General features: G+C 71.6%; 16 protein-coding genes. 11 read left to right on the forward strand and 5 right to left on the reverse strand.

The window, feature by feature from the left end:
• Positions 1-6 precede the first annotated feature (6 nt).
• The gene (panD, locus tag AOM02_RS02455) at positions 7-477 is read left to right on the forward strand and encodes an aspartate 1-decarboxylase (RefSeq protein WP_062296308.1); all 471 of its coding nucleotides are present in this window, start codon (positions 7-9) and stop codon (positions 475-477) included.
• A gap of 164 nt (positions 478-641) precedes the next feature.
• Entirely contained in the window at positions 642-2,336 is a 1,695-nt protein-coding gene (locus tag AOM02_RS02460; RefSeq protein ID WP_062296309.1) for an L-aspartate oxidase, read from the forward strand.
• A gap of 123 nt (positions 2,337-2,459) precedes the next feature.
• Here AOM02_RS02460 and AOM02_RS02465 read toward each other — a convergent pair whose 3' ends face one another.
• The 4 genes from AOM02_RS02465 to AOM02_RS14685 all read right to left on the reverse strand — a co-directional run bounded on the left by AOM02_RS02465 (position 2,460) and on the right by AOM02_RS14685 (position 5,685).
• Positions 2,460-3,239 (reverse strand): alpha/beta fold hydrolase, encoded by a 780-nt coding sequence (locus tag AOM02_RS02465; protein ID WP_062296310.1) that lies wholly within the window; start codon positions 3,237-3,239, stop codon positions 2,460-2,462.
• Positions 3,240-3,348: 109 nt separating this feature from the next.
• Positions 3,349-5,034: an FAD-dependent oxidoreductase gene (locus tag AOM02_RS02470; RefSeq protein WP_062296311.1), complete on the reverse strand. Its 1,686-nt coding sequence runs from the start codon at positions 5,032-5,034 to the stop codon at positions 3,349-3,351.
• 173 nt (positions 5,035-5,207) lie between these two features.
• Complete coding sequence (locus AOM02_RS02475) at positions 5,208-5,468, reverse strand: metal-sensitive transcriptional regulator (protein ID WP_082099639.1); 261 nt, start codon at positions 5,466-5,468, stop codon at positions 5,208-5,210.
• Between the two features lie 91 nt (positions 5,469-5,559).
• Complete coding sequence (locus tag AOM02_RS14685; RefSeq protein ID WP_267127681.1) at positions 5,560-5,685, reverse strand: hypothetical protein; 126 nt, start codon at positions 5,683-5,685, stop codon at positions 5,560-5,562.
• Positions 5,686-5,755: 70 nt separating this feature from the next.
• On the opposite strand from AOM02_RS14685, the gene nadC reads away from it, so the two are divergent.
• The 6 genes from nadC (at position 5,756) to AOM02_RS02510 (ending at position 11,042) form a co-directional block, all read left to right on the forward strand.
• Complete coding sequence (gene nadC / locus AOM02_RS02485) at positions 5,756-6,679, forward strand: carboxylating nicotinate-nucleotide diphosphorylase (protein WP_062296318.1); 924 nt, start codon at positions 5,756-5,758, stop codon at positions 6,677-6,679.
• Between the two features lie 196 nt (positions 6,680-6,875).
• A complete protein-coding gene (gene lysS / locus AOM02_RS02490) occupies positions 6,876-8,339 on the forward strand; it encodes a lysine--tRNA ligase (protein ID WP_082104858.1) in 1,464 nt (487 codons plus the stop codon).
• A 10-nt stretch (positions 8,340-8,349) separates the two neighbouring features.
• Positions 8,350-8,598 carry a hypothetical protein gene (locus AOM02_RS02495; RefSeq protein WP_062296323.1) on the forward strand — a complete coding sequence of 83 codons (249 nt, stop codon included), beginning with the start codon at positions 8,350-8,352 and terminating at the stop codon, positions 8,596-8,598.
• A gap of 150 nt (positions 8,599-8,748) precedes the next feature.
• Positions 8,749-9,072 carry a histone-like nucleoid-structuring protein Lsr2 gene (locus tag AOM02_RS02500; protein WP_062296325.1) on the forward strand — a complete coding sequence of 108 codons (324 nt, stop codon included), beginning with the start codon at positions 8,749-8,751 and terminating at the stop codon, positions 9,070-9,072.
• Complete coding sequence (locus tag AOM02_RS02505; RefSeq protein WP_062296326.1) at positions 9,069-10,136, forward strand: lactonase family protein; 1,068 nt, start codon at positions 9,069-9,071, stop codon at positions 10,134-10,136. Before AOM02_RS02500 ends, AOM02_RS02505 begins: the two co-directional genes overlap by 4 nt.
• A 159-nt stretch (positions 10,137-10,295) precedes the next feature.
• Entirely contained in the window at positions 10,296-11,042 is a 747-nt protein-coding gene (locus AOM02_RS02510; RefSeq protein WP_062296328.1) for a phosphoglyceromutase, read from the forward strand.
• A 258-nt stretch (positions 11,043-11,300) separates the two neighbouring features.
• On the opposite strand, the gene phoU is transcribed toward AOM02_RS02510, so the two are convergent.
• The gene (gene phoU / locus AOM02_RS02515) at positions 11,301-11,960 is read right to left on the reverse strand and encodes a phosphate signaling complex protein PhoU (RefSeq protein WP_062296330.1); all 660 of its coding nucleotides are present in this window, start codon (positions 11,958-11,960) and stop codon (positions 11,301-11,303) included.
• A 139-nt stretch (positions 11,961-12,099) separates the two neighbouring features.
• Here phoU and AOM02_RS02520 point away from each other — a divergent pair, with 139 nt between their 5' ends.
• The 3 genes from AOM02_RS02520 to pstS all read left to right on the forward strand — a co-directional run bounded on the left by AOM02_RS02520 (position 12,100) and on the right by pstS (position 15,357).
• Positions 12,100-13,212, forward strand: a complete 1,113-nt coding sequence (locus AOM02_RS02520) for a sensor histidine kinase (RefSeq protein ID WP_062296332.1) — start codon at positions 12,100-12,102, stop codon at positions 13,210-13,212.
• Positions 13,209-13,904, forward strand: a complete 696-nt coding sequence (locus AOM02_RS02525; protein ID WP_062296334.1) for a winged helix-turn-helix domain-containing protein — start codon at positions 13,209-13,211, stop codon at positions 13,902-13,904. The genes AOM02_RS02520 and AOM02_RS02525 overlap by 4 nt, the downstream gene beginning before the upstream one ends.
• A gap of 322 nt (positions 13,905-14,226) precedes the next feature.
• Entirely contained in the window at positions 14,227-15,357 is a 1,131-nt protein-coding gene (pstS, locus tag AOM02_RS02530) for a phosphate ABC transporter substrate-binding protein PstS (RefSeq protein ID WP_062296336.1), read from the forward strand.
• Positions 15,358-15,366: the final 9 nt, after the last annotated feature.

Consider the following 15,366-nt stretch of genomic DNA (forward strand, 5'->3'; position numbering starts at 1 on the left):
ACCCTCATGACCTCGCTCCAGCGCCCGATGATGATCTCCAAGATCCATCGCGCGACCGTCACGCAGGCGGACCTGCACTACGTGGGCTCCGTCACCATCGACGTCGACCTCATGGAGGCCGCGGACCTGCTGCCGGGCCAGCAGGTGGACATCGTCGACGTCACCAACGGCGCGCGGCTCACCACGTACGCGATCCCGGGCGAGCGCGGCTCGGGCGTGCTGTGCATCAACGGCGCCGCCGCGCACCTCGTGCACGCCGGGGACCTGGTGATCATCATCGGCTACGGCATGCTCGCCGACGCCGAGGCCCGCACCTTCGAGCCGCACGTCGTGTTCGTGGACGGCGCCAACCGCGTGGTCGAGCTGTCGGACGAGCCGGGCCTGGTGCCGGACTCCGCCGTCGGCCTGGAACCGTCGGGCCTGCCGGTCCACGAGTTCCACACCCAGGGCTGGGAGGCCTACCACCACGCCCACTGAGCCCTCCCGGGTGCCTATCCACCGAGATATGGCGCTCATCCACCAGGAGGGCCTCGATCTGCACGAACTTGTCTCGGATCGGGCTCCTTTGACCCGTGGTGTGTGGATAGGCGCTCGCGGTCGCGCGGCGGGGGTCCCGCATCCGCGCCGGTAACCTGACGTTCATGACCGCCTTCGTGCGCAGCCTCGCCGCGCCTCCGCCCGGCTGGACCATCGAGACCGATGTGATCGTGGTCGGCTCTGGCATCGCCGGCCTCACCACGGCGCTGGACCTGCGCGAGCGCGTCGACCGTGTGCTGGTGGTGACGAAGGGCGAGCTCTCGTCCGGCAGCACGGTCTGGGCCCAGGGCGGCATCGCGGCGGCGCTCGACCCCGAGGACACCCCCGAGGAGCACCTCGAGGACACGCTCGTCGCCGGCGTCGGCCTGTGCTCCGAGGAGGCCGTGCGCGTCCTCGTCACCGAGGGGCCCCACTCGGTCCGCAAGCTGCTGCGCCGCGGCGCGCAGTTCGACACCGGCCCCGACGGCGGCCTCACCCTCACCCGCGAGGGCGGCCACCACCGCGACCGGATCGTGCACGCGGGCGGCGACGCCACCGGCGCCGAGATCTCCCGCGCGCTCATCGAGCAGCTCGAGGCGGTCCGCAACGACCCCGGCATCGAGGTCATCGAGCACGCCATGGTGGTCGACCTCCTCACAGCCGCGCCCGACGCGGACGGTCGTCCCGGCCCGGTCTGCGGCGCGACCATCCACATCATCGGCGAGGGCTCGCGGGACGGTGTCGGCGCGGCTCTCGCGAAGGCCGTCATCATCGCGACCGGCGGCATCGGCCAGGTGTTCCGCTCCTCGACGAACCCCGCATCGTCCACCGGCGACGGCCTCGCCGTGGGCCTGCGCGCGGGCGCCGCGGTCGCCGACGTCGAGTACGTCCAGTTCCACCCGACCGTCCTGTGGCAGGGCGCGAACGCCCGCGGCCAGCTGCCCCTCATCTCGGAGGCCGTCCGCGGCGAGGGCGCGTACCTCCTCAACGGCGCGGGCGAGCGCTTCATGGTGGGCCGACACGAGCTCGCCGAGCTCGCGCCCCGCGACGTCGTCAGCCGCACCATCGTCGAGCAGATGCGCGAGGAGGAGTCCGACTCCGTCTTCCTCGACTGCCGCCACCTCGAGCGCGACTTCCTCGAGCGCCGCTTCCCGTCGATCTGGGCGTCGCTCAAGGAGCACGGCCTCGACATGGCGCACGACCTCATCCCCGTCGCGCCCGCCCAGCACTTCCACTCGGGCGGCATCCTCACCGACCTCCACGGCCGGTCCACGCAGCGCGGCCTCTACGCGATCGGCGAGGCGGCCTGCACCGGCGTCCACGGCGCCAACCGCCTCGCGTCGAACTCGCTGCTCGAAGGCCTGGTGTTCGCGCGCCGCGCCGCCCGCGACGCCGCAGCCATGGTGGCCGACGGCGTGCTCGGGCAGCTCGAACCGGTCGAGCGGTCGGGGGAGTCCGCGCTGGTCCCGGCGACGATGCGCCCCCGCGTCCAGGCGATCGCCCACGAGGGCGCCGGCCCGGTGCGCGACGGCGACGGGCTGGACGATGCGGTGGCCCGGCTCGACCGCATCCGCGCCCGGTTCCACACGGAGCCCGTGGCGCAGGTGGTGCCGCAGACCGCCGAGTGGGAGACCACGAACATCGTCGCCGCGGCCTCGGTTCTGTGCCAGGCGGCGCTGCTGCGCGAGGAGTCGCGAGGCGGTCACCAGCGTGCGGACTTCCCGGACACCGACCCGGAGTGGACGGTGCGGCTCGCCGCGCGACTCGACCCGGACGGCGAGCTCGAGTTCATGAAGGCGCCGCTGGACATCGGCGAGTAGCGCCGTCCCCGCCGGCTCCCCGCCGCCCACCCGCCACCCCCGCCACCGTCGCCCCCGCCCGCTGCGGGGAACTCAGCGACGGTTTGGCGAGGTTTCCGACTCCTGCGGGGAAGTGAGCGACGCTCAGGCGAGGAACCGCAGCACGTGCGGCGCGAGAGCGGCGGGGTCGACGCCGTGGCCCTGCCCCTCGACGTCCTCGAACCGAGCGCCCGGCACGACCGCGGCCAGCTCACGCGCGCCCCACTGGAGGAAGCCTGGTGACGCGCCGCCGGCGAGCGCGAGCACCGGCGCGCTGATCCCCGCGAACTCGGGCGGCACCGAGGAGTCGCCCATCGCGGCGTCGTCGTACGCGAGCGTCGGCGCGATCGCGAGGGTGGCGTCCCACCCAGGCGACCGACGCATCGTCTCGACGCCCGCCTCCGGTACGCCGACCCGCGCGAGGAACGCCGCGACGGCCGCGTCCCGGTCGCCGCGTGCGAGCGCCGCCGTCAGCTGAGCCGTGTACGCGGCCGCGCCTGCGCGCGCGGGCGGCGGCATGTAGGGCGGCTCGTACACGGCCAGGTGGGTCACCGCGTCGCCGAGCTGGAGTGCCGCGCGAGCCGCCAGGGCACCGCCGGATGACATCCCGAGCAGGGCCGCCGTGCCGCCCGCCGCGTCGATCAGCGCCGCGAGGTCCTCGATCTCCCGGTCGACCGCGAACGGCAGCGTGTCGCCGCTGACGCCTCGTCCGCGTCGGTCGTACAGATAGACGGCATGGGTGTCCGAGAGCGCCGCGGCGATCCCGCGCATGGGGCCGGAGTCGCGCCAGCACATCGCGCCGTCGATGAGGATGAGCGGAGGGTCGCCCGCGCCCGCCACCTCGAAGCCGATCGCCGTGCCGTCCGCTGAGGTCACCTGGGACATGCGTCGATTCTCACGTGCGCGAACCCCGCCGTCGAGCCCCGCGCCACCACACCCGGGGAACGAAGAAGCCCGGCCCCACGAGGGGACCGGGCTTCTTCAGGCCAGCGGGCTAGGCGTTGGTCGGCTGCTGCGCGCCGGACACCAGCTCGAGGCCCGGGACCGCGTCGACGAGCGTGAACATGCCGCCGTCGAGCGTGGCCGAGTCGAGGCCGTGCTGAGCGAGCACGCGGTGCGCGTAGTACGAGCGCACGCCCGAGGCGCACAGCACGCGGACCGGACGGCCGGCCGCGATCTGCTTGACGCCCTCGATGTACTCGCGGATGTGCACGTGCGGGAGGTTGATCGCCTCGGGCAGGTGGCCCATCGCGTACTCGCGCTCCGAGCGCACGTCCAGGATGAGGGCGTTGTCCCGAGCCCACTCCAGGTCGCTCACCGTCCACACCTTGGTGGTGCCGTTGACCACATTCTGCGCGAGGAAGCTCAGCATGTTGACGGGGTCCTTGGCTGAGCCGAACGGGGGTGCGTATGCGAGCTCGAGCTCAGCGATGTCATCGGCAGAGAAGCCCGCCCGCAGTGCCGTCGCGAGCACGTCGATGCGCTTGTCGGCACCGTCCGGGCCCACGGCCTGGGCACCGAGGAGCTTGCCCTCGGGCGAGAACACGCCCATGAGGTGCAGCACCTGGGAGCCGGGGTAGTAGCCGGCGTGGTTCGCGGGGTGCGTGTGGACCACGAAGTACTCGATGCCCGCCTGGTCGAGCATGCGGGGCGAGGCGCCCGTGGTCGCGGCGGTGAGGCCGAACGTGCGGACGATCGCGGTGCCGAGCACCGGCTGCGCCTTGTCGGAGCGGCCCATGATCGAGTCGGCGGCGCGGCGGCCCTGGCGGTTCGCCGGGCCCGCGAGCGGGACCGGGCCCACCTGGCCGGTGACGCCGTGGCGGACGGCGATCGCGTCGCCGGCGGCCCAGATGTGCGGGTCGGAGGTCTGCTGGAACTCGTCGACCACGATCGCGCCGCGGTCGGTGAGCTCGAGGCCGGCCTCGTTCGCGAGGGCGGTGTTGGGGCGCACGCCGACGGACATCACGACGATGTCGGCGGGCACCTCGGAGCCGTCGCCGAGCGTGACCGACACGGCGTTCTCGGCGTCCGGGGTGGCGGTGACCGCGGTCGCGGCGACGCCGGTGCGGACGTCGACGCCGTGCGAGGTGAGCTCCTTCTCCACGAGCGCGCTCATCTCGGGCGCGAGCGGGGGGAGCACCTGCGGGGCGAGCTCGACGAGCGTCACCTCGAGGCCGCGGTGGCGGAACGCCTCGGCGGTCTCCAGGCCGATGAAGCCGGCACCCATGACGACGGCGCGCTTCGCGGTCGCGGTGCGGCCGGCGAGCTCGCGGGCCTCGTCGACGGTGCGGAGGTGGGTGACCTCGGGGAGGTCGACGCCGGGGATCGGCGGCACGATCGCGTCGGCGCCGGGGGAGAGCACGAGCGCGTCGTACTCGAAGGTCTCGGTGCCCTCAGGGGTCGCGACCAGCACGGTCTGCGCGTCGCGGTCGATGCCGATGACCTCGTGCTCGGTGCGCACGTCGAGGTCGAGCTCGGCCTTGAGGGACTGGGGGGAGTGGAGCAGCAGGTAGGAGTCCTGCTCGATCTCGCCGCCCACGTGGTACGGGAGCCCGCAGTTCGCGAAGGACACGTACTTGCCCTTCTCGAACACGATGATCTCCGCGTGCTCGTCGAGCCTGCGGGCGCGGGCTGCGGCGCTCATGCCGCCGGCGACACCGCCGATCACCAGGATTCGCATGTGTGGTCCTTCCATCAGGGTCCGTCTGGGGGGAGTGCATCCACCGTAACAGATACCCCCCGGGGGTATATTCCGACCAAGGTCCCTTGTCTGTGAAACCCCTGCTAGTCCCGGAAAATGCGAAGCGCGCCCCGCCCCCGACCGGGAGCAAGGCGCGCTTCGGCGACGCTGGCTCAGGCCAGCGACATGAACATCTTCTGGAGGCGCTCCTTGGCGTCCGCGGCGTCCTCGCCGGCGTTGACGCACTGCTCGAGGCCGGTCGCGATCATCGAGAAGCCGGCGCGGTCGATCGCCTTCGAGACGGCGGCGAGCTGCGTCACGACGTCGGCGCACTCGCGTCCGTCCTCGATCATCTTCAGGACGCCGGCCAGCTGGCCGTGGGCGCGGCGCAGGCGCTTGACCACGGGGTCCATGTCCTCGGGGCTCAGGTGAATCTCGGCCATCGCGTCCTCCTCAGGCTCACTGGCTGTGTCGTCAAGGATACCCCGTGGGGGTATATGTCGGCCAGGACCTCCGACAGCGCCCTCACGGAGTCTCGTCGCCCGGGCCCTGCTGCGCGTCGCGCATGCCGTCACGTACCCCCGTGCGGATCACGTGATACAGCACGTAGAGGAACGCTGCGGCGAGCACGAGGTTGAGGATGAAAGCCATGACCGGAGTGTGGCAGGCGCCGCCACCAGCGTCGAGCGTCCGCATGCCCCGCCCGTGCCACGATTGCCCCATGACCTCCACGCCGCACCCCGAGGAGCTGCCGCAGGACGCGCCGCTCGACGCCGACGCCCTCGCGCGCATCGTCCGCACCGCGCTCGACGAGGACCTCGGCGCCGCCCCCGGCCGCGACGTCACCACCCAGTCCACGATCCCGGCCGACGCCCGGGTGAGCGGCGTGGTCGCCACCCGCGAGGAGTGCGTCCTCGCCGGCGTCGACGCGATCGCGGAGACGATGCGCCAGGTCGCCGAGCGCCTGAGCCTTCCCGCCCCGACGGTCACCCTCGAGGCCGCGGAAGGCGACCTGCTCGCGCCCGGCACCGTGATCGCCCGGCTCGAGGGCCCCGGCCACGTGGTCCTCATCGCCGAGCGCACCCTGCTCAACCTCATGTCCCGCGCCTCGGGCGTCGCGACCCACACGCGCCGCTGGGCCGACGCGCTCGCGGGCACCCCCGCCAAGGTCCTCGACACCCGCAAGACCACGCCCGGCCTGCGCGAGCTGGAGAAGTACGCGGTCCGCATGGGCGGCGGCGTCAACAAGCGCATGGGCCTCTTCGACTGCGCGATGGTCAAGGACAACCACGTCGTCGCGGCCGGCTCGGTCGCCGCCGCGATCGCCCGCATCCACGAGCGCTTCCCGGACGTTCCCGTCCAGGTCGAGGTCGAGGACGCCGCCCAGGCCGCCGAGGCAATCGCCGCCGGCGCCCGCTTCCTCATGCTCGACAACATGCCCCCGGGGACGATGCGCGACCTGGTCGACAGCATCCGCGCCGGCGAGCAGGGGGAGACGGGCACGGGCAAGGTGTGGCTCGAGGCCACCGGCGGCCTCACCCTCGCGAACGTGCGCGACGTGGCGGAGACGGGCGTCGACTTCATGTCGGTCGGCGCGCTCACGCACTCGAGCCCGATCGTCGACCTGGGCCTCGACCTGTCCTAACCGGCCGCCCGTCGAGTTCGCTCCGCACGGAACTGGAACCGACACGCCGCGCGTAACCCGCGCATCGTCCCTTCTGGTCGGCGTGTCGGAACCGAAACCGTGCGGAGCGAAGCGGTAAGGCACTCCACGTAGAATCTTCCCCGTGACTGAGCAGACCGCGCCCGCCCCCGAGACCACGGACGATGTCCCCGAGCAGATGCGCGTGCGCCGCGAGAAGCGCGACCGCCTCATCGCCGAGGGCGGCGAGGCGTACCCGGCCACGGTCGACCGGACCCACGAGATCGCGGACGTGAAGTCGCAGTACGACGGCCTCGAGGACGGCGAGGAGACCCAGGACGTGGTCGGCGTCGCCGGCCGCGTGGTCTTCATCCGCAACACCGGCAAGCTCTGCTTCGCGGCGATCCAGGACGGCGCCGGCGAGCGCCTCCAGATCATGCTGTCGCTCGCCGAGGTGGGCGAGGAGTCGCTCGCCGCCTTCAAGAGCACCGTCGACCTGGGCGACCACCTGTTCGCCAAGGGCCGCGCCATCAAGTCGCGCCGCGGCGAGGTCTCGGTCTTCGCCTCCGAGTGGGCCGTCGCCGCCAAGGCGCTCCGCCCGCTGCCGGTCCTGCACAAGGACCTCGCCGAGGACACCCGCGTCCGTCAGCGCTACGTCGACCTCATCGCCCGCCCGCTCGCGCGCGAGACCGTCCGCAACCGCGCCAAGCTCAACCGCAGCCTCCGCGAGAGCCTCGACAGCCGCGGCTACATCGAGGTCGAGACCCCGATGCTCCAGACGCAGCCAGGCGGCGCCGCCGCGCGCCCGTTCGTCACGCACATGAACGCGTACGACATCGACCTCTACATGCGCATCGCGCCCGAGCTCTTCCTCAAGCGCGCGGCCGTCGGCGGCATCGAGAAGGTCTTCGAGATCAACCGCAACTTCCGCAACGAGGGCGCGGACAGCTCGCACAGCCCCGAGTTCTCGATGCTCGAGGCCTACGAGGCGTACGGCACCTACGACACCATGGCCGAGCTCACCAAGAGCCTCGTCCAGGGCGCCGCCGACGACATCTTCGGCACCCAGGTCGTGACCCTCGCGGACGGCTCGGACTACGACCTGTCCGGCGACTGGACCGAGATCACCATGTACGGCTCGCTCTCCGACGCGCTCGGTGAGGAGATCACCCCCGAGACGCCGCTCGCGCACCTCGAGGCGCTGTGCGACCGCTTCGACCTCTCGGTCGACCCCAAGCGCGTCAACCACGGCAAGCTCGTCGAGGAGCTGTGGGAGCACCACGTCGGAGACTCGCTCTACATGCCCACCTTCGTCCGCGACTTCCCGGTCGAGACGAGCCCGCTCACGCGCGACCACCGCACCAAGGCCGGCATCGTCGAGAAGTGGGACCTCTACATCCGCGGCTTCGAGCTCGCGACCGCGTACTCCGAGCTCGTCGACCCCGTGATCCAGCGCGAGCGCTTCGAGCAGCAGGCCCGCATGGCCGCGCTGGGCGACGACGAGGCCATGCAGCTCGACGAGGACTTCCTCACCGCGATGGAGTACGCGATGCCCCCGAGCGGCGGCATGGGCATGGGCATCGACCGCCTCCTGATGGCGCTCACCGGCCTCGGCATCCGCGAGACCATCCTGTTCCCGCTCGTCAAGCCCACCGAGGACTGAGGCGACCGGGATGGAGACCTGGCAGGCCGTCGCGATCGGCATCATCCCCTCGATCGGGGTGGGCCTGATCTTCTGGTTCGCGATGCGCGCGGTCATTCGCGCCGACCGAAATGAACGTGCCGCTCTCGCTAAGGAGGACGCTGAGGCGGCCGCGCGCGAGGCGGAAAAGGGCGCGGAGAATCCGCAGGCAGGCGCTACCAGCGGCGATGCGCCGGACGATGCGCCGGCCGGGTCCGAGGAGCGCCGCCAGGAGGCGTAGGCCACGGCGATTATCGGCGCTACACCAAACTCGAACGCCGATTTCCGCCGCTTTTCCGCGCACACGTATTCCAGAATTGCCGCGAGGCGAATTGACGCGCCGTTCTCTGCAATGCGAATATCGCCGTACCTCCCGGTGAAAGGAAATGCTGTGGCGCAGAAGGTTCAGGTCGTCCTCGTGGACGACATCGACGGTTCCACCGCCTCGGAGACCGTCTCGTTCTCCCTCGACGGCTCGTCCTACGAGGTCGACCTCAACGAGGAGAACGCCTCCGCGCTGCGCGACGCGCTCGCGCCGTGGATCTCCGCGGGACGCCGCACGGCGTCGCGCAAGGCGAGCGCCCGCAAGTCCGCCCGTGCCGCCGGCGGCGACGCCGCGGCCATCCGCGCCTGGGCGAAGGCCAACGGCGTCGAGGTCCCGGAGCGCGGCCGCATCCCGGCCAAGGTCCGTGAGGCCTACGACGCCGCACAGTGACGCTCCTCTGGGGCACCTACCCGGCGGCGGGGCTCGGCACCCCGGCGGGGCTGGGCGAGGGGATCTGGCGGTCGACGCGACCCGATGAGCCCACCGCGGAGCAGGTTCTCGACCTGCCCGCGCCCTCGTTCCTCCTCGCGCACCCGCGCCTCCCGCTCGTCTACGTGGCCTGCGAGCTGCCCGCGAGCGAGGTCGTCGTGCTCGACGTGGCCCGACCGGCCGCGCCGCGCATCGTCGCGCGCCTCGCGACCGGCGGCGCCGACGCGTGCCACCTCCTGCTCGCCCCCGACGCGCGCACCCTCTACGTCAGCCACTACTCGAGCGGTGACCTCGCGGTCGTCCCGCTCGGCGAGGACGGCCTCCCGGCGGACGATGCGCCGGCCCAGCTGCTCGGGCACGCGGGCTCGGGCCCGAACGCCGAGCGCCAGGAGGGCCCGCACGCGCACTCCTCGCTGATCGCGCCCGGCGGTCGGCACGTGCTCGTGGCCGACCTCGGCACCGACGAGCTCCGCCGCTACCGCATCGTCGGCGGCGGGCTGCTCGAGGCAGACGGCATCGCCGCGACCCTCCCGCCCGGCGCCGGCCCGCGCCACGTCGCCGTGCGCGGACACCTTCTCTATGTCACGTGCGAGCTTGACCACCGGCTCCGCACGCTCCGCTGGGACGACGCATCGTCCACCGCGACCGTGATCGCCGAGACGCCCTCGACCCTCGCGCCGCCCCGCAGCGCCGAGCCGCAGGACGCGCATGTCGCGCTGGTCCCCGGCCACACGGGCGACGTGCTGCTCGCCTCGGTGCGCGGCCCTGACGTGATCGCCCTCTTCGACGTCGCCCCCGAGGGCGAGCTCACGTACCGCGGCGCGTTCGACGCCGGGCTATGGCCGCGGTACTTCGCCGCGATCGGCGACCGGCTGCTCGTGGGGGAGGAGCGCGGCCACCGCGTGCGTTCCTTCGCGCTCGCGGACGTGATCGGCATGCCGCCCGAGAGCGGCCTCGGCGACATCGCGGAGCTGCCGTACGCGGCCGGCGAGGTCGTGAGCCCGGCCTGCGTCGTCCAGGTCTGAGCGTCCCGCCGCGCGCAGCAACCGGCGTATTCGCTCCACCTTGCCTCGGCGCACCAGGGCCTTTGCGATGGCGGGCCGGTTCGATACGCCGGTTGCGGCGGGGTGACCGCCGGGACCAAAGCCCAGCGCGCCCCCGCCCCTCCCCATTAGGCTGACCGCATGACCTACACACTGATCCTGCTCCGCCACGGCGAGAGCGACTGGAACGAGAAGAACCTGTTCACGGGCTGGGTCGACGTCCCGCTGAACGACAAGGGCTGGGGCGAGGCCGTGCGCGGCGGCGAGCTCCTCAAGGAGGAGGGCATCCTCCCCGATGTGGTCCACACCTCGCTGCTGCGTCGCGCGATCATGACCGCGAACCTCGCGCTCGACTCCGCGGACCGCCACTGGATCCCCGTGAAGCGTCACTGGCGCCTCAACGAGCGCCACTACGGCGACCTCCAGGGCAAGAACAAGGCCGAGACCCTCGAGCAGTTCGGCGAGGAGAGGTTCATGATCTGGCGCCGCTCGTACGACGTGCCGCCGCCGGCCATCTCGGACGACAACCCGTACACGCAGGAGGGCGACCCGCGCTACGCCGGCGAGCCGATCCCCAAGACGGAGTGCCTCAAGGACGTCCTCGAGCGCGCCCTCCCGTACTGGGAGGAGCAGGTGGTCCCCGACCTCAAGGCCGGCAAGACCACGCTGGTCGCGGCGCACGGCAACTCGCTGCGCGCGATCGTCAAGCACCTCGACGACATCGCGGACGACGAGATCGTGGGCGTGAACATCCCCACCGGCATCCCGCTCGTCTACCACCTCGACGAGGAGACCCTGAAGCCGACCAACCCGCGCGGCACCTACCTCGACCCGGAGGCCGCCGCGGCCGCCATCCAGGCCGTCGCCAACCAGGGCAAGAAGAAGTAGCGCGACCAGCGCGACGCCGGAGGCCCCCGACCGCGAGGTCGGGGGCCTCCGCGCATCCGGGCGGCGCCTGCGGCGGGACGATGCGCCGGCACCGGTGTCGGATCGATGCGGCAGCGGTCCTTCGTAGGGGTCGGATCCGGCACGCCTGACGGATCGATGCGCGTGCGATCCTTCGGACGGCCCGGCCCGCGCATCGTCCCCCGGAACGCCGAAGGCCCCGACCGCATGGTCGGGGCCTTCCGCTGTGTGAAGCCGGGTTCAGATCTTGGCGTCGCTGCCCGAGTGGTCGCCGGTGACCAGGTAGACGATGCGGCGGGAGATGCCCACGGCGTGGTCGCCGAAGCGCTCGAAGTAGCGCGCGAGCAGCGCGATGTCGAGCGTGTTCTGGGGCGAGCCCTCGAAGGTGCCGTCGATGAGGCTCTTGTAGGCCTGCTCGTGGAGCGCGTCGAGGGTGTCGTCGTCCTCGACGATCGCGGCGGCCACGTTGAGGTCGCGCGTCTCGAGCAGGCGGATGATCTCACCGGCGGCCTCGATGGAGGCGGAGCACATCTTCTCGATGATCTCGCGGTGCGAGGCGGGGATGGGCGACTCGGGGTACGAGCGGCGCACGTCCTTGGCGATGTGCGACGCGAGGTCGCCCATGCGCTCGAGCGAGGCCGAGATGCGCAGCGCGGAGATGATGGTGCGCAGGTCGAGGCCCACCGGCTGCTGCTGCGCGATGAGCAGCACGCAGCGCTCGTCGACCTGGGTCTCGAGGTCGTCGAGCTGCTCGTCCTCAGCGATCACGGACTGGGCGGCGTCGAGGTCGCCGGTGAGGATCGCCTCCGCGGCCTTCGTGATCGCGGTCTCGACGTGACGCGCCATCGCGACGAGGTCCTCGGCCAGGTCCGCCATCTCGGCGTTGAACAGGGTGCGCATGACTCTCCTTGCTTTCTCTGGGTCCCATCTTGGCATCGCACCTGGGCGGGACGTGCGATCGGCCCACGGAGCAGGGTGAACAATCGGTGGCCGTCGTGAACATTGGGTGAACTCCCAGGGGCATGGATACTGTGGCGCCATGACTCCGGAGGTGTGGATCGCCGCCGCGGTGGGGCTGGCGGTCGGAGCCGCCATCGCCGCGGCCGTGGGCTACTTCAGGCGCCGCGAGGTGCTGCAGGAGACCACCCTCGTCCCGCACCGCACGCGCCAGCTCATGAGCGTGCTCCAGGCGGGCGCGGTCGTGATCCGTCGCGACCGCCGCAGCGCCTTCAGCAACCAGACGGCCGCGGCGCTCGGCGTCGCGCGCCCGGACGGCGCGCTCAACTCCGAGCTCGCGGACCTCGCCGAGGAGGCCTGGCGGCGCGAGGCGCCCATCGAGTCGGAGATCGCGGTGCAGCGCGGCGTGCTGCACACCCCGCGCTTCGTGCACGCCCGCGTCACCCCGATCGACGAGGACCTGTGCCTCGCGCTCGTCAACGACAACACCGAGTCCCGCGCGGCCGAGCAGTCCCGCCGCGAGTTCGCGGTCAACGTCTCGCACGAGCTCAAGACCCCGATCGGCGCGCTGAGCCTCCTCGCGGAGACCATCGAGGAGGCGCACGACGACCCGGAGGTCGTGAAGAAGTTCGCCAAGAAGATGCGCAAGGAGGCGCGTCGCCTCACCAAGCTCATCCAGGAGATCATCGAGATCACCCGCCTGCAGTCCGGCGGCTCGGTGGTCGATCAGGAGCTCCTCCACCTCGACGGCGTGGTGCACGAGGCGATCGAGGCGGCCAAGGTCGCGGCGGACGCCAAGGGCATCCGCCTGGTCCCGGACATCAAGACCAGGCCCGACGTCTACGGCGACCGCGACCTGCTCGTGATGGCGCTGCGCAACCTCGTCGACAACGCCGTCCAGTACTCGGACCCCGACACGCCCGTCACCGTCTCCCTCGACTCGCGCGACGGCGTCGCGTCAGTGTCGGTGATCGACCGCGGCATCGGCATCGGGGACAAGGACCAGGAGCGCATCTTCGAGCGCTTCTACCGGGCCGACCCGGCCCGCGCCCGCGACACCGGCGGCACCGGCCTGGGCCTCAGCATCGTCAAGCACATCGCCCTGCAGCACTCCGGATCGGTCGGCGTGTGGTCCGAGCCGGGCGTGGGCTCCACCTTCACCTTCAAGCTCGCCGTACACCAGGAGGCATCATGACCGAGGCGCGGATCCTCGTCGTCGAGGACGAGGAGTCGTATCGCGACTCCCTGCAGTTCCTGCTCGAGAGGGAGGGCTTCTCCGTCGAGCTCGCCGCGACCGGCACCGCAGGCGTCGACGCGTTCGTGCGCGACGGCGCGGACCTCATCCTGCTCGACCTCATGCTGCCCGGCATGTCGGGCCCCGAGGTCTTCAAGGCGGTGCGCGAGCGCTCCGACGTGCCGATCATCATGGTCACCGCGAAGGACGACCAGGTCGACAAGATCATCGGCCTCGAGCTCGGCGCCGACGACTACGTCACCAAGCCCTACTCGGGCCGCGAGCTGGTCGCGCGCATCCGCTCGGTGCTGCGCCGCTACGCGGGAGGCCAGCGCGACATCGTCGACGAGCCCGAGCGCCTGACCGTCGCCGGCATCACGCTCGACCCCGAGCGCCTCCAGCTCACCAAGGACGGCGAGACCCAGTCGCTCCCGCCCAAGGAGTTCGCGCTGCTCCACCTGCTCGCGCAGAACGCCGGCCGCGTCCTCCCGCGCCAGGTCATCATCGACCGCGTGTGGGGCTCCGACTACTTCGGCGACACCAAGACCCTCGACGTGCACATCAAGCGCATCCGCACCCGCGTGGAGCCCGACCCCTCGGAGCCCTCGCTCATCCAGACGGTGCGCGGCGTGGGCTACAGCTTCGAGGCCTGACCTCCGCGAGCGCCTCTCCACACACGTGAGGCACTCCTCCACACGAGCGCCCGATTGTGAGCGGGCACACGGCCTTCGGAGGGACGATGCGCGGGATCCTGTGTGGAGAGGTGCACGGAGCGGGTGGGACGAGGACCTCGCAAACCGGACGATGCGGTCCCCGGGCCGCCCGCGCATCGTCACGTTTCGATAACGAGGCCGCCCGGTTCACCGGATGTTCACCCTGAGTTCAGAATCCCTCGTGCGGCCCGTTACCTCGCGTGCCTAGCGTGTGGGTCATCCGGCAAGACGCCGGGCCCTGATCAAACGTGAGGAATTCGAAGTGAAGGCTTTCACCCGTAGCGGCGTCGTCCTGACCGCGGCCGCTCTCTCGCTGTCGCTCGCCGCCTGCACGGCGTCCAACGAGGCGCCCGCCAGCGACTCCTCGACCGAGTCCGAGTCCACGGCCGCCGCGATGACCGAGCTCTCGGGCAACCTCCAGGGCGCCGGTGCCTCGTCGCAGGAGTCGGCCATGGACGCGTGGCGCGCCGGCTTCCAGTCGCTCAACCCCGACGTGACCGTGGGCTACGACCCGGTCGGCTCGGGCGGCGGCATCGAGCAGTTCCTCGCGGGCGCCGTGCCCTTCGCCGGCTCCGACGGCCTGCTCGAGGAGGCGGAGTACGCCACCGCCGTCGAGCGCTGCGACGGTGACGGTGGCGCGTACCACCTCCCGATGTACATCTCGCCGGTCGCCGTGATCTTCAACCTCGAGGGCGTCGACTCGCTCAACCTCGACTCGGAGACCATCGCCAAGATCTTCAACGGCGACATCACGAAGTGGGACGACGACGCGATCGCGTCGCAGAACGAGGGCGTCGAGCTCCCGTCGTCGAACATCACCGTCGTGTACCGCTCGGACTCGTCCGGCACCTCGGAGAACTTCACCGACTACCTCGAGCAGACCTCGGACGGCGCGTGGCCGTACGAGGCCACCAAGGAGTTCTCGACCGCCGCCGACCAGTCGGTGGGCGCGGACGGCACCTCCGCCGTGGTCGACACGGTGACCAGCACCTCGGGCGCCATCGGCTACGCCGACGCCTCGCGTGCCGGTGACCTCGGCACCGTCGCCCTCAAGGTCGGCGAGGAGTACGTGCCCTTCTCCCCGGAGGCCGCCGCGAACATCATCGCCGCGTCGCCGCTGTCGGAGACCGCCAACGGTGAGAACGACCTCGCGTACGCGATCGACCGCACCACCACCGACTCCTCGGCCTACCCGCTGACGCTGGTCTCGTACCACATCGTCTGCTCGCAGTACGACGACGAGACCGAGCGTGCGCTGGTCACCGCGTTCGAGAAGTACGTCGCCTCGGAGGAGGGTCAGGCCGCTGCCGCCTCGGCCGCCGGCTCCGCGCCGCTCCCGTCGGACCTCTCCGCTCACGTCGAGTCGATCCTCGACGAGATCGCGGCGGGCTGACCGCACAGC

It is taken from the genome of Demequina maris, assembly GCF_000971155.1.
Taxonomy (GTDB): domain Bacteria; phylum Actinomycetota; class Actinomycetes; order Actinomycetales; family Demequinaceae; genus Demequina; species Demequina maris.

Excerpts from the sequence above, each read along its gene's own strand:
- panD (WP_062296308.1), top strand. The coding sequence starts at position 7 with ATGACCTCGCTCCAGCGCCCGATGATGATCTCCAAGATCCATCGCGCG.
- AOM02_RS02460 (WP_062296309.1), top strand. The coding sequence starts at position 642 with ATGACCGCCTTCGTGCGCAGCCTCGCCGCGCCTCCGCCCGGCTGGACC.
- AOM02_RS02465 (WP_062296310.1), bottom strand. The coding sequence starts at position 3,239 with ATGTCCCAGGTGACCTCAGCGGACGGCACGGCGATCGGCTTCGAGGTG.
- AOM02_RS02470 (WP_062296311.1), bottom strand. The coding sequence starts at position 5,034 with ATGCGAATCCTGGTGATCGGCGGTGTCGCCGGCGGCATGAGCGCCGCA.
- AOM02_RS14685 (WP_267127681.1), bottom strand. The coding sequence starts at position 5,685 with ATGGCTTTCATCCTCAACCTCGTGCTCGCCGCAGCGTTCCTCTACGTG.
- nadC (WP_062296318.1), top strand. The coding sequence starts at position 5,756 with ATGACCTCCACGCCGCACCCCGAGGAGCTGCCGCAGGACGCGCCGCTC.
- lysS (WP_082104858.1), top strand. The coding sequence starts at position 6,876 with ATGCGCGTGCGCCGCGAGAAGCGCGACCGCCTCATCGCCGAGGGCGGC.
- AOM02_RS02495 (WP_062296323.1), top strand. The coding sequence starts at position 8,350 with ATGGAGACCTGGCAGGCCGTCGCGATCGGCATCATCCCCTCGATCGGG.
- AOM02_RS02510 (WP_062296328.1), top strand. The coding sequence starts at position 10,296 with ATGACCTACACACTGATCCTGCTCCGCCACGGCGAGAGCGACTGGAAC.
- phoU (WP_062296330.1), bottom strand. The coding sequence starts at position 11,960 with ATGCGCACCCTGTTCAACGCCGAGATGGCGGACCTGGCCGAGGACCTC.
- AOM02_RS02520 (WP_062296332.1), top strand. The coding sequence starts at position 12,100 with ATGACTCCGGAGGTGTGGATCGCCGCCGCGGTGGGGCTGGCGGTCGGA.
- AOM02_RS02525 (WP_062296334.1), top strand. The coding sequence starts at position 13,209 with ATGACCGAGGCGCGGATCCTCGTCGTCGAGGACGAGGAGTCGTATCGC.